Origin of the sequence: Rhizobium sp. PL01 (assembly GCF_033447125.1) — a bacterium.
Lineage (GTDB): Bacteria > Pseudomonadota > Alphaproteobacteria > Rhizobiales > Rhizobiaceae > Pararhizobium.
Genome location: NZ_JAWQUM010000006.1, coordinates 290,681 through 302,573, shown reverse-complemented (window position 1 = coordinate 302,573; position 11,893 = coordinate 290,681). Strand labels below are relative to the sequence as shown.

General features: G+C 58.5%; 13 protein-coding genes. 3 read left to right on the top strand and 10 right to left on the bottom strand.

Going from position 1 to position 11,893, the window contains the following annotated elements; translation table 11 throughout:
- Positions 1-74: 74 nt before the first annotated feature.
- Positions 75-1,529 carry an NADP-dependent succinate-semialdehyde dehydrogenase gene (gabD, locus tag R6X40_RS16765; protein WP_318414991.1) on the bottom strand — a complete coding sequence of 485 codons (1,455 nt, stop codon included), beginning with the start codon at positions 1,527-1,529 and terminating at the stop codon, positions 75-77.
- 270 nt (positions 1,530-1,799) lie between these two features.
- Between gabD and R6X40_RS16760 the strand changes: the two genes are divergently transcribed.
- Entirely contained in the window at positions 1,800-2,402 is a 603-nt protein-coding gene (locus R6X40_RS16760) for a nitroreductase family protein (RefSeq protein ID WP_318414919.1), read from the top strand.
- 87 nt (positions 2,403-2,489) lie between these two features.
- Here the strand turns inward: R6X40_RS16760 and gyrB are convergent, their stop codons facing one another.
- From gyrB to R6X40_RS16735, 5 genes are all read right to left on the bottom strand, one after another.
- A complete protein-coding gene (gene gyrB, locus R6X40_RS16755; RefSeq protein WP_318414918.1) occupies positions 2,490-4,925 on the bottom strand; it encodes a DNA topoisomerase (ATP-hydrolyzing) subunit B in 2,436 nt (811 codons plus the stop codon).
- A 150-nt stretch (positions 4,926-5,075) separates the two neighbouring features.
- The gene (locus tag R6X40_RS16750) at positions 5,076-5,450 is read right to left on the bottom strand and encodes a helix-turn-helix transcriptional regulator (protein ID WP_318414917.1); all 375 of its coding nucleotides are present in this window, start codon (positions 5,448-5,450) and stop codon (positions 5,076-5,078) included.
- Entirely contained in the window at positions 5,447-6,016 is a 570-nt protein-coding gene (locus R6X40_RS16745) for a Smr/MutS family protein (protein WP_318414916.1), read from the bottom strand. Before R6X40_RS16745 ends, R6X40_RS16750 begins: the two co-directional genes overlap by 4 nt.
- Positions 6,009-7,118: a murein transglycosylase A gene (locus tag R6X40_RS16740; RefSeq protein ID WP_318414915.1), complete on the bottom strand. Its 1,110-nt coding sequence runs from the start codon at positions 7,116-7,118 to the stop codon at positions 6,009-6,011. The genes R6X40_RS16745 and R6X40_RS16740 overlap by 8 nt, the downstream gene beginning before the upstream one ends.
- Before the next feature lie 15 nt (positions 7,119-7,133).
- A complete protein-coding gene (locus tag R6X40_RS16735) occupies positions 7,134-7,832 on the bottom strand; it encodes a Tim44/TimA family putative adaptor protein (RefSeq protein WP_318414914.1) in 699 nt (232 codons plus the stop codon).
- A gap of 139 nt (positions 7,833-7,971) precedes the next feature.
- Here R6X40_RS16735 and R6X40_RS16730 point away from each other — a divergent pair, with 139 nt between their 5' ends.
- On the top strand, positions 7,972-8,499 hold the full coding sequence (locus tag R6X40_RS16730) for an FxsA family protein (protein WP_318414913.1): 528 nt from the start codon (positions 7,972-7,974) through the stop codon (positions 8,497-8,499).
- A gap of 78 nt (positions 8,500-8,577) precedes the next feature.
- Positions 8,578-9,066 carry a protein-export chaperone SecB gene (secB, locus tag R6X40_RS16725; protein ID WP_318414912.1) on the top strand — a complete coding sequence of 163 codons (489 nt, stop codon included), beginning with the start codon at positions 8,578-8,580 and terminating at the stop codon, positions 9,064-9,066.
- A 56-nt stretch (positions 9,067-9,122) separates the two neighbouring features.
- Here the strand turns inward: secB and dnaQ are convergent, their stop codons facing one another.
- From dnaQ to R6X40_RS16705, 4 genes are read right to left on the bottom strand one after another with little or no spacing between them, the layout of a single operon-like run.
- A complete protein-coding gene (gene dnaQ, locus R6X40_RS16720; RefSeq protein WP_318414990.1) occupies positions 9,123-9,827 on the bottom strand; it encodes a DNA polymerase III subunit epsilon in 705 nt (234 codons plus the stop codon).
- Positions 9,827-10,420, bottom strand: coding sequence for a dephospho-CoA kinase (coaE, locus tag R6X40_RS16715; RefSeq protein WP_318414911.1), 594 nt, complete (start codon positions 10,418-10,420; stop codon positions 9,827-9,829). The genes dnaQ and coaE overlap by 1 nt, the downstream gene beginning before the upstream one ends.
- Entirely contained in the window at positions 10,417-11,277 is an 861-nt protein-coding gene (locus R6X40_RS16710) for a shikimate dehydrogenase (protein WP_318414910.1), read from the bottom strand. The genes coaE and R6X40_RS16710 overlap by 4 nt, the downstream gene beginning before the upstream one ends.
- Positions 11,270-11,869: a Maf-like protein gene (locus tag R6X40_RS16705; RefSeq protein WP_318414909.1), complete on the bottom strand. Its 600-nt coding sequence runs from the start codon at positions 11,867-11,869 to the stop codon at positions 11,270-11,272. Before R6X40_RS16705 ends, R6X40_RS16710 begins: the two co-directional genes overlap by 8 nt.
- Between the last annotated feature and the right edge of the window lie 24 nt (positions 11,870-11,893).

Genomic DNA, 11,893 nt, shown 5'->3' with positions numbered 1-11,893 from the left:
ATGGGTTTGTACCCGCAAATAAAAAAACCGGCCAGAGCTATCCGGCCGGTCCTCATCAAAACCTGACTGGCAGATCAGGCAATGCCGCCGAGGCAGACATATTTCATCTCTGTGAATTCCTCGATGCCGTATTTCGAGCCTTCACGGCCAAGGCCGGACAGCTTGACGCCGCCGAACGGCGCTTCCGCTGTCGAAATCAGACCGGTATTGACGCCGACCATGCCGTATTCCAGCGCTTCGGCAACGCGGAAGACCCGCGACAAGTCCTTGGCGTAGAAATAGGAGGCCAGACCGAACTCAGTATCGTTCGCCTGTTCGATAACATCCGCTTCGGTCTTGAAGCGGAACAGCGGTGCAAGAGGACCGAAGGTTTCTTCTCTGGCCACGGCCATGTCCTTGGTGACATCTGCCAGAATCGTTGCCTCGAAGAAGGTGCCGCCGAGCGGATGGGGCTTGCCCCCCTGCAGGATACGCGCACCCTTTTTCAAGGCATCGGCAATGTGCTCTTCGACCTTGTTCAGCGCTGCCTTGTCGATTAGCGGTCCAAGAATCACACCTTCATCGAAACCATTGCCGGTCTTGAGTTTGCCGACAGCCGTTGCCAGCTTTTCAGCGAAAGCGTCGTAAACACGGTCCTGCACATAGATCCGGTTAGCACAGACGCAAGTCTGGCCGTTGTTGCGATATTTGGCGATCATCGCGCCTTCGACGGCGGCATCAAGGTCCGCATCGTCAAAGACGATGAACGGCGCGTTGCCACCCAGTTCAAGCCCGAGCTTCTTGATCGTCGGTGCGCTCTGTTTGTAGAGTTCCATGCCGATTTCGGTCGAACCGGTGAAGGTCAGCTTGCGCACGGTCGGGTTCGAGGTCATCTCGCCACCGATGGCGACGGCAGAGCCGGTGATAACACTGAACAGGCCCTTCGGCAGGCCAGCACGTTCGGCGAGAACCGCAATGGCAATCGCCGAGAATGGCGTTTGCGAAGCCGGCTTCAGAACCATAGCGCAACCGGCGGCAAAAGCCGGACCAGCCTTGCGGGTAATCATCGCATTCGGGAAGTTCCACGGCGTGATTGCCGCAACGACGCCGATCGGCTGCTTCATCACCATGATGCGCTTGTCCGGCTGATGACCGGGGATCAGGTCGCCATAAATGCGGCGGCCCTCTTCGGCAAACCACTCGATAAAGGAGGCGCCATAGACGATTTCGCCGGTGGCTTCGGCCAGTGGTTTGCCCTGTTCCAGAGTCAGGATTCTCCCGAGATCATCCTTGTTCTCGATCATCAAGTCGTACCATTTGCGCAGGACAGCGCAGCGGTCCTTGGCTGTCCTTGCCGCCCAACCCTTCTGCGCGATCCGCGCCGCCTCGATGGCCGCCTTGGTTTCAGCCGCGCCGAGCTTCGGCACACGGCCGATGATCTCACCGGTCGCCGGATTGTTCACCTCAATGGCATTCTTCGGATCGGCTTCAATCCAGTTTTCGCCGACGAGCGCAGCCTGGCGGAACAGCGAAGGGTCTTTCAAGGTCACGGTCATCAGCAGCAAATCCTTTGCTTCGGAAAATCTACAGAACTTATACAACTTTTTTCCGACGTTCGACAATATCCCTTAAGGTGGTTTTATCATCGGCTTCCGCCGCAATGATCGCCGCTGGCCAGACGGTTGTCCTCATTTTGGAAACGGTCCATCTCCAATCCGCCACCTATCGTGGCTGGACGCGATCGCCATATACGGACTGTGTCCGTTTCAACGAACTCCCGACCTCCCAGACTTCGGACCTCCCGAGACAGGAATTTTACAATGGCAACTTCCAGCAACTACCGCCAGGCCGACTATCCGATCGAGCCGAGCTTTCTCAATCGCTGGTCTCCACGTGCCTTCACGGGTGAGACCATCTCCGAAACCGAACTGATGACCGTCCTGGAAGCCGGGCGCTGGGCGCCTTCGGCTTTCAACTCGCAGCCCTGGCGGTTCGTCTATGCGCTGCGCGATACACCGGAATGGCAGAGGCTTTTCCCGATCCTGGTCGAATTCAATCAAAGCTGGGTCAAATCCGCCTCGGCTCTGGTTATTCTGATCTCGAAAACCCATTTCGTCGCCCCCGGTGCGACGGAAGCCAAACTATCGCACAGCCATAGTTTCGATACAGGTGCAGCCTGGGGCGCGATCGCCCATCAGGCACAGCTCCTCGGCTTCCAGGCACACGGCATGACTGGCCTGCATTTCGACAAGGCCACCGAAATCCTCGGCCTTCCGGAAGGCTATCGCATCGAAGCAGCAGCCGCCATCGGCCGCTTGGGCGACAAGGCCCAGTTGCCTGAATACCTGCAGGCTCGGGAAACACCCAGCCCCCGGCGTCCGCTTTCGGAAGTCGCCTTCAACGGCACCTTCATCGCCGACTAATCTGAAAAAGAAAACCACGCCTTCCTGACGGAAGGCGTGGTTTTTTATGGGCCGGCAACGCTCTTCCCTCTAACGGGAAGAGGCTCATCAAATGTCCAGATTGGCAACGTTCAGCGCGTTTTCCTGAATGAAATCGCGGCGTGGCTCGACTTCGTCGCCCATCAGGCGCGAGAATAGGCCATCGGCATCGGTCGCATCCGGCACTCTCACCTGAAGCAGCGAGCGAACGTTCGGATCGAGCGTCGTTTCCCAGAGCTGCTCGGCATTCATTTCACCGAGACCCTTGTAACGCTGCATCGACAGGCCCTTGCGGCCGCTGGCGAAGATGGCATCGAGAAGCGCACGCGGGCCGCTGATTTCGACCGCACCGTCCTTGCGCTTGAGGATCGGCGGGATGCCGTAGATTTCCTTGAGACGCGGGGTCATCAAATCGATATGGCGCGCGTCCTGCGATCCGATCAATGCCATGTCCACCGAGGCCACTTCCTTGACGCCGCGCACCATGCGCTCGAACTTCAAGCCACCATCGCTGGCAACCACGGCAACCCAGCCGCGCTCGGTTTCCTCGGCGATCAGATCCAGCCGCTTGGCCACTTCGGCTGCGGTCGCTTCCGACTGCGCCTGATTGTTGTTCAGCTCCGGATTGAGAGCGCCGGCAATCGCGGCCTGCTCGACGACGGATCGGCTGTAGCGCGAATGCAGGGATTCGACCAATGTCCGCAACCGCAGCGCATCGACGATAACCTCGCGGAGATCCTGCCCGACCCGCACTTCGCCGGAACCGAGCTCTAGGGCAGCATCTTCGAGACCGGTGGAGATCAGATAATCCTCCAGCGCCTTTTCATCCTTCAGATATTGCGACGACTTGCCCCGCGCTACCTTGTAGAGCGGAGGCTGGGCAATATAGAGGTGCCCGCGCTCGATCAGTTCCGGCATCTGCCGGAAGAAGAAGGTCAAAAGCAGCGTGCGAATATGGGCGCCATCGACGTCAGCATCAGTCATGATGATGATCTTGTGATAGCGCAACTTGTCCGCGTTGAACTCGTCCTTGCCGATCGATGTGCCGAGCGCCGTGATCAGCGTGCCGATTTCCTGGCTGGACAGCATCTTGTCGAAACGCGCGCGCTCGACATTGAGAATCTTACCGCGCAGCGGCAGGATCGCCTGATTTTCACGCGAACGGCCCTGCTTGGCGGAGCCGCCGGCGGAATCCCCTTCCACTAGGAAGAGTTCGGACTTGGCCGGATCACGCTCGGAGCAGTCGGCAAGCTTGCCGGGCAACGATGAAATATCCAGTGCGCCCTTGCGGCGTGTGAGTTCGCGGGCCTTCTTGGCTGCTTCGCGGGCAGCGGCGGCCTCGATCACCTTGCCGACGAGGATCTTTGCATCACCCGGGTGCTCTTCAAGCCAGGTGCTGAGCGCCTCGTTGACGAGACTTTCGACAACAGGTCGAACCTCGGAGGACACGAGCTTGTCCTTGGTCTGCGAAGAGAATTTAGGATCGGGAACCTTGACGGACAGAACGGCAGTCAGGCCCTCGCGGCAATCTTCGCCAGTCAGCGTGACCTTTTCCTTCTTCATGATGCCGGAGCTGTCACCGTAGGAAATAATCTGGCGCGTCAGGCCGCCACGGAAGCCTGCCATATGGGTGCCGCCGTCGCGCTGCGGGATGTTGTTGGTGAAGCAGAGAACGTTCTCGTGATAGCTGTCATTCCACCACATCGCCACTTCGACGGTGATGCCATCCTTTTCGCCCCGAATGGAGACCGGCTTGGCAACGAGCGGCTTCTTGGCGCGGTCGAGATAGGCAACGAAGGCCTCAAGACCACCATCATAGAGCATCTCGGTCACGCGGACATCGGAATGCCGCTTATCGGTCAGGAGAATGCGGACGCCCGAATTGAGGAAGGCGAGCTCGCGCAGGCGATGCTCCAGCGTTCCATAATCGAATTCGATCATCGTGAAAGTGCCGGTGCTCGGCAGGAAGGTGACTTCCGTTCCTGTCTCGCCATTGCTGTCGCCGATCACCTTCAGGGGTTCATCAGCAACGCCGTGGGTGAAGTTGATTTCGTGGATCTTGCCCTGGCGCTTGATCTTCAGCTGAAGCTTGACCGAAAGCGCATTGACGACCGAGACGCCGACGCCGTGCAGACCGCCGGAAACCTTATAGGAATTCTGGTCGAATTTACCGCCGGCATGCAGCTGCGTCATGATCACTTCGGCCGCCGAAATGCCCTCTTCCTTGTGGATGTCGGTCGGGATGCCGCGACCATTGTCGGTCACGGTCACCGAGCCATCCGCATTCAACGTCACGGTGACGATATCCGCATGTCCGGCCAATGCCTCATCGATCGCATTATCCACGACTTCGTAGACCATGTGGTGCAAACCTGAGCCGTCGTCGGTATCGCCGATATACATGCCCGGCCGCTTACGGACAGCATCGAGACCCTTCAGAACCTTGATGGAATCAGCACCATATTCGGCGCTTGCGCCGGCTTCGGTTTCAGGCAAATCGGTCATTCGGCTATAAGTCTTTCCAGGTTTCGATGCCATGTCTTCGGAGATTTGATTCCGTGCGAATCACCCCTCGATGGCGCTCCCCGAATATAGGGATTTTGTCCATAGTTCCAAATCCCGTGCAGCCTGAAAGCGGCAGAAATCAGGGGATCATCAGAGTTCCTTATCAGGAAAGCGGGCTTTTTCCAAAACATCTTCCAGGATACGGATGGTTTCGCCGGATAAGGTGCGAATACGGCCTGCGAGGCGATTGGCAAATGCCGTATGCGCCGACGACAGGCCGGATGTATCAAGCACCACTTTCGGATCGGAGATGGCCGCAATCCCGAACAATTCGTCGGCATCATCCCAGATCACATTGAAATAACCAGCGACCCTCTGCAGAAATTCAAAGCTCGGCGCTCCGCGCTTGCCGTGCTCCAACGCGGAGAGATAGGCAGGCGAAACGCCGATCGCCGCAGCCATCTGCTTCTGCGAGACACCCTTTTGCCGCCGCAGCCGGTGCACCGCTTCCCCGAACGGGGTCATGGCGCCATGCCCCGTGGCCGTGACAGACGGACATAAAGCGCGCCCTCGCCACCATGGTTGCGCGCGGCAGGCTCGTAGGACGAGATCAGCATGCGGAATTCCGGCAGTGAAAACCACATCGGCACAGCCCGCTTCAAGGCACCATCACTGCCGAGCGACGTTCCCTTGCCGGTAATGACCAGCACATGCCGCAGGCCACGATCATAGGCCCGCATCAGGAAGTGGAGTAGCAGTCCATGCGCTTCGCTCTGGATCATGCCGTGCAGGTCGATCCGCGCTTCGATCGCCAGATGACCCTTCGCAAGCTTGCGCTTTACCGGCTTTTCAAGCGGATGATGCATGCGGGCGGGACGTTTCGGAGCTTCCGGCGCAGCCGCGCCGAAGGCTTCGGCGAGTGACTTGCCTTCCTTGATCACCGGAGGCGGCAGTTTTTCCGGCACCACTTCAGGCTTCGGCTCTTCGAATTCGGCGAGCAGATCCATGCGCCCCGGCAGCGGGCGCGTCGTGCGGGCGACCTTGCCCCAGAGGATGCGGTCTTCGCTGGTGAGCTTCTTTCCCTTAGCCATGACCGTATCTTGCCGCCGCGGCCTTCGGGATCAGAATGAAAAAATCGGCCTCGTTGCGCACGGCACCCGCCAACCGTCCAGCCTCGTCGCCGGAGCCGGTGAAGATATCGCCACGCGCAGGGCCGACAATTGCCGACCCGGTATCGAGCGCCAGCATCAGCCTTCGGAAGGGACGGCCGCCTTCGATAGAGGTCAGGCTGTCGCTCGAGATGAAAAAGGGTACGCCGAACGTATGGATGAGCCGATCGACCGCAAGCGAGCGGCCCGGTTCCAGCGCCACCTTTGCGGCTGCGACCGGGCCAAGCCCGGTATCATCGACCTCGGCCTCACGGAAAAAGATGAAGGAACGATTGTGCCAGAGTACTTCGTCTGCTTCGCCCGGATGATCGTCCAGCCATTGCTTGATCGTCTGCATCGAGACATTAGCCGCTTCGATCTTGCCACGTTCAATCAGAAGCTTGCCGGTGGCGGAAAAATAGTGGCCGGTCTTGGCCGCATAGGTGACCCGCTTCATCGCGCCATCGGTATAGATCAGGCGGGCAGCGCCCTGAACGTGGGCGAAGAACACGTCGGTCTTCGATTGGGCATAGGCAATCTCTAGCCCACGTCCAGCAAGATACCCCTGCTCGATGGCCTTCCGGTCTGGATATTCGGAGATGGCGCCATCCCCGCTCTGCCCGAAAGCAAAATAAGGATCCATGCCTTCCGGACGATTGCCGTCATGGATGTCGATGAGATCGTCCGGGCGCCGATAGAAGGGAAAACGGAAGGTCTCATCCTTTGTCGCGCTTACAAGAACTTCAGGCTCGAAAAACGCCGTGACGAAGCCCGATTTGCCATCGCGGCGAACAATCTTGAATGGAATGAAATTGTCTTCGAAGAAAGCCCGGGCTTCGTCCGCATTCTGCGGACGGGCCTCTCCGGCCGCCTCATAGGCTGGCATCAGATCATCGCTGGAAATACCGAGCGAAGCCGTCTTGTGTGGCTTGATCTCGGTAACCTGCCGGCGACAGCGCTCAAGCGCCGGCAGAAGCGGTGAAGGATCGTCGGCCTGCCAACCGGGAAGGTCGGAAAAGGCGACCCGTTGCAAATCGAAATCCATCGCCGCCAGTCCTGATCAGTTTTCTGATTCCGTCGCGATCAACTTCCAGTTCGGATCGCGGGAACGGGTATCGCGCGAGAAGGTCCAGAGGTCGTTGACCTCGGAAACCGCTTCGGCATCGCCATCGACGATCGCGCCGGCCTTGTCGTAGGTCGCTGAAATCAACTGGCTGATGATACGCAGCGTGATGCTGGCTTCGCTGTCCTTGATCTCGGCATGCACCATGTCGGCCTTCTCGATGCCGACGAAAGTGGACTTGACGACTTCGCCCTTGCTTTCGCGTTCGGAAATCGCGGCGTCGAAGCCTTCATAAACCTCACGGGAGAGAAGACCCTTGAGCGTCTTGCGGTCGCCGTCGGCGAAAGCCATGACGATCATCTCATAGGCCATCTTGGCACCATTGACGAATTCCTTCGGATCGAAGGAAGGATCGTTATCGGCCATGCGGCGCAGTGCGTCGTTCAGCGGTGTTCCTGCCTTGGTAAAGGCATCGATTGCCGCATAGCGGGAAATCTCTTCGCCGGCGCCGTCGCGGCGTGGCAATTGCACCACTTTGCCGGATGCTTCCGGGCCGTCGGCTGCTTCGCGTGGCGAATAAGGATCGACCGGCGGACGTTCGTTGCCGGTCCGCTTGCCCAGAACGCTGCGCAGTTGGAGGAATATGATCACCGCGGCGACCAAGAAAAACAATGTGATGAAGTCGAAAGAGCCCATTTCCACCCAGAACCGCTGTTAATATGCCGTGCGATCATCCCATATAGTCTGCATGACACGATCATTCAAATGGCTATATCACTTCTTTGCAATTGCCGGTGCTGTTCGGCTCAATCCCATTTCACCTGAGTAGATATCAATGCGCTCCCTTATCATCCCGATCCTTTTCCTTTTGATGCCGATCGCGGAGATCGCGACCTTCATTATCGTCGGCCGCGAAATCGGCGTCGGCATGACGCTTCTTCTCGTATTGACCAGCATCATCGCCGGCGCGGTTCTGTTGCGCATCCAGGGATTCGGTGTTCTCAGAAAGATCCAGCAAGCTTCGCAAACCGGTACCGATCCGGGTCGGCAACTGGTGCACGGTGTCATGATCGTCATCGCCGCCTTCCTGTTGATCATTCCAGGCTTCATCAGCGACGTTATCGGGCTGCTGCTCTTTATACCCGCCGTCCGGGATATCGGCTGGTCCTTCGTCAAAAATCGCCTGACGATCGTTACAGCCGGCATGGCGACTGGTGGGCGTGGCTTTTCTCGCGGGCCTGAACCAGACCGTGACGGCAATCGGCGCGGTGGTCCTCAGGTGATCGATCTCGATGACGACGAATTTTCGCGCACCGACGGCCGGGGGCGCACCGACCCGAACGAGCGCGACCGCCTCAAGTGAACGGCGGCACCGGGTTGTAAGCCCGGGTGCGAAATGCTAGATGCCTGACCAAATTTCATGTCCGAAGGAAATGGCCTTATGACCGATACCGCATCCCCGACAAACGGCGCTGCCGAGAACCCGTCCCTGAACATCCTGGCCCAGTACATCAAGGACCTTTCGTTTGAGAACCCGGGTGCACCGCGTTCGCTTCAGGCGCGCGAAAAGGCTCCGGCGATCAACATCAATGTCAACGTCAATGCCAATCCGTTGTCGGATGCGGAATTCGACGTCATCCTGACGCTGAACGCTGAAGCCAAGGACGGCGACAAGATGCTGTTCAACGTCGAGCTGTCATACGGCGGCGTCTTCCGCGTGACCGGCTTCCCGCAGGAACACATGCTGCCGCTGCTCTTCATCGAGTGCCCGCGCCTGCTCTTCCCGTTCGCCCGCCAGATCGTTTCCGATGCAACGCGCAACGGCGGCTTCCCGCCACTGATGATCGATCCGATCGATTTTGCCCAGATGTTCAGCCAGCGCATGGCCGAGGAAAAGGTTCGCTCGCAGGTCTCGACAACTGCGAACTGATCCGGCTTTAGCCTGAATATGAGTGTTCCAATGCCCGGTTATTAACCGGGCATTTTTTATTTCGCGGCTTCGTATTTGGCCCAAATGGCTTTTGCGCCCATCTTGGTGACGAGCTGGGTGTGAGCTTCGGCTTCTTCCGAGTTCAACCGTGAACCGAGCGGATGCGGTCTTTGCCCGGCAACGACGATGATATCGTCCACATCCGATGTCTGACCGTTGTTGTCGCTGGAATGCAGACCGAATGTCGTCTGGCGGCCGCCGATCAGCTCGATATAAACTTCAGCAAGAAGCTCGGAGTCGAGCAGAGCGCCGTGCTTTGTCCGGTGCGAATTGTCCACCCCGTAGCGCCGGCAGAGTGCATCGAGCGAGTTCGGACCCATCGGATGTTTGCGGCGGGCGAGTGCCAGCGTATCGGTGACCACATCATTGGTGATCGCCGGCAGGCCCAACCGCGCAAATTCGGCGTTCATGAACCCCATGTCGAAGGTCGCGTTATGCGCCACCCAGCGCGCGTCGGCGAAAAATGCCAGCAGTTCGTCGACGATGCCGGCAAAGTTCGGCTTGTCCTTCAGCGATTCGTCGGAGATGCCATGGATCGCCAGTGCATCCGGATGCACCTTGCGGTCGCCAGGATTGATATAGACATGGAAGCTCCGGCCGGTCGGAAAGTGATTATCGAGCTCGATGCCGCCGATTTCGATCACACGGTCGAGTTTGTTGTCGAGACCTGTCGTTTCCGTATCGAAAATGATTTCGCGCATCATGGCCTCTTCTGGCTTGTCAGCCGCTGGACGATCGTCGCCACCTGGTCGCGGGCCGAATCAAGTCCGTGGCCCGTATCAATGATGTAATCCGCTTTCGCACGTTTTTCCCGGTCGGGGACCTGACGCGACAGGATGAGAGCGAATTTTTCCTCCGTCATCCCCGGCCTTTTCAGCACACGCTCCCTCTGAATCTCCGGATCGCAGGTAACGACGGCAACCGCATCGACGCGATTTTCGCCCTTAGTCTCGAACAGAAGTGGGATGTCGAGCACAACGAGTGGCTGACCTGCGGCACGATGATGATCGAGAAACGCCCGCTCCTTTTCCCGCACCAGCGGATGGACGATCGCTTCCAACGTCTTGAACAGGGATGGATTGTTGGCGAGCTGCCGGGAAAGCTCCGCACGGTCGACGCTGCCCGCCTTCGTCGTTCCGGGAAACGCAACCTCAATCGGCGCGACGGCTTCGTCCTGATAAAGCGCGTGCACAACGGCATCGGCATCATTCACCGGCAAACCCATCTCCGCGAACATCGCGGCGGTGGTCGACTTGCCCATGCCTATAGAACCGGTGAGGCCAAGAACGATCATGCGTGGCTCGCCATGTCATCGATGATGATCTGGCGCAGGGCATCATCGACCGTTGGCCTTTTACCAAACCATTTTTCAAATCCGGGCGCCGCCTGATGCAGGAGCATGCCAAGACCATCGACCGTCACAAACCCCTGTTCTTGCGCTTGCGCGAGGATCGGTGTTTTCAACGGCACATAGACAATGTCCGTCACGATGCTACCGGCGGTCATGACGGTAAAATCGATCGGCGGGACGTCCGAGCCATCCATTCCGAGAGAGGTCGTGTTGATGAACAGGCCCGCACCGGTCATCACTTCGGACAAGGCTTCCATGGGCTGCGCGTGAATAGCTGGTCCAAACCGGTCCGCCAGTTCCTTGGCCCGTGCAACGGTGCGGTTGACCACATGGATCGTCTTGACGCCGCGATCGCGCACCGCCTGGATCACCGCGCGACTGGCACCACCAGCGCCGAGAATGACGGCGGTCTGACAGAAATCCCATCCGGGTGATCGTTCATCGAGATTGGCGCTGAAACCATAACCATCGGTGTTGGTCGCATGAACAAGGTTGTCCTCGATCCATAATGTGTTGGCGGCGCCAAGTTCTGTGCTCAACACGTCCGGGCGGTCGCACAGTGTGAAAGCCAGCTCCTTGTGCGGGATGGTGACATTCCCGCCTGTGAAACCGGACTGCCCGCTTTTGAGCGACGCGATGAAATCCGGAAACGCGTCCGGCGATACGGCATGTGCCCGGTAGCTTCCCTGCAATCCAAGCTGTTTCAGCCAGTATCCATGGATCAGCGGCGAGCGCGAATGCTTGATAGGGTAGCCCGTGACGAAGGCGTGGTTAACAAATGTTTCACGTGAATCACGCATCAATCACCCGTAGTTCCCTGAGTTTTGCAAGCAGCGGCAGCATGGGCAGCCCGAGAATGGTGAAATAATCACCCTCTATTTTATCGAACAACTGGATGCCTTCGCCTTCCAATTGATAAGCGCCGACACTGGACGTCGCCTTCGTCCCGACGCGCGCAAGATGCGCATCGATGAATTCTGGACTGAGAACCCGCACTGACATCCGGGCGGAAGAGACGTGCTTCCAGAGAATGTCATTTCCGCGCGTCAGCACAATGCCGCTGTTCAACTGGTGGACCTGCCCGGACAGCGACAGCAGATGGTCGCGGGCCTCATTCATATCGCGGGGCTTGTGATAGACCCGCGCGCCCAGCGACATGGTCTGGTCTGACCCGATGATGATACCGTCGGGAAATACGCCCCCGACATTTCGGGCTTTGGCTTCGGCCAGGATCAGCGCCACCTCTTGCGGTGACGATCCTTGCCGCTCGACTTCGCCTTCTATCGCCCGCTCGTCGATATCAGCCGCTTTTGCCTGAAAAGCGATGCCGGCATTTTCCAGCAGCATGCGCCGGAACGGGCTCGCCGAAGCGAGGACAAGAGAGGCTGCCATTGTCATTTATCCTGATTGACCGGA

Bases quoted from the DNA above. Each gene is read 5' to 3' on its own strand.
- R6X40_RS16760 (WP_318414919.1), top strand. From the start codon at position 1,800: ATGGCAACTTCCAGCAACTACCGCCAGGCCGACTATCCGATCGAGCCG.
- gyrB (WP_318414918.1), bottom strand. From the start codon at position 4,925: ATGACCGATTTGCCTGAAACCGAAGCCGGCGCAAGCGCCGAATATGGT.
- R6X40_RS16750 (WP_318414917.1), bottom strand. From the start codon at position 5,450: ATGACCCCGTTCGGGGAAGCGGTGCACCGGCTGCGGCGGCAAAAGGGT.
- R6X40_RS16745 (WP_318414916.1), bottom strand. From the start codon at position 6,016: ATGGCTAAGGGAAAGAAGCTCACCAGCGAAGACCGCATCCTCTGGGGC.
- R6X40_RS16740 (WP_318414915.1), bottom strand. From the start codon at position 7,118: ATGGATTTCGATTTGCAACGGGTCGCCTTTTCCGACCTTCCCGGTTGG.
- R6X40_RS16735 (WP_318414914.1), bottom strand. From the start codon at position 7,832: ATGGGCTCTTTCGACTTCATCACATTGTTTTTCTTGGTCGCCGCGGTG.
- R6X40_RS16730 (WP_318414913.1), top strand. From the start codon at position 7,972: ATGCGCTCCCTTATCATCCCGATCCTTTTCCTTTTGATGCCGATCGCG.
- secB (WP_318414912.1), top strand. From the start codon at position 8,578: ATGACCGATACCGCATCCCCGACAAACGGCGCTGCCGAGAACCCGTCC.
- dnaQ (WP_318414990.1), bottom strand. From the start codon at position 9,827: ATGCGCGAAATCATTTTCGATACGGAAACGACAGGTCTCGACAACAAA.
- coaE (WP_318414911.1), bottom strand. From the start codon at position 10,420: ATGATCGTTCTTGGCCTCACCGGTTCTATAGGCATGGGCAAGTCGACC.
- R6X40_RS16710 (WP_318414910.1), bottom strand. From the start codon at position 11,277: ATGCGTGATTCACGTGAAACATTTGTTAACCACGCCTTCGTCACGGGC.
- R6X40_RS16705 (WP_318414909.1), bottom strand. From the start codon at position 11,869: ATGGCAGCCTCTCTTGTCCTCGCTTCGGCGAGCCCGTTCCGGCGCATG.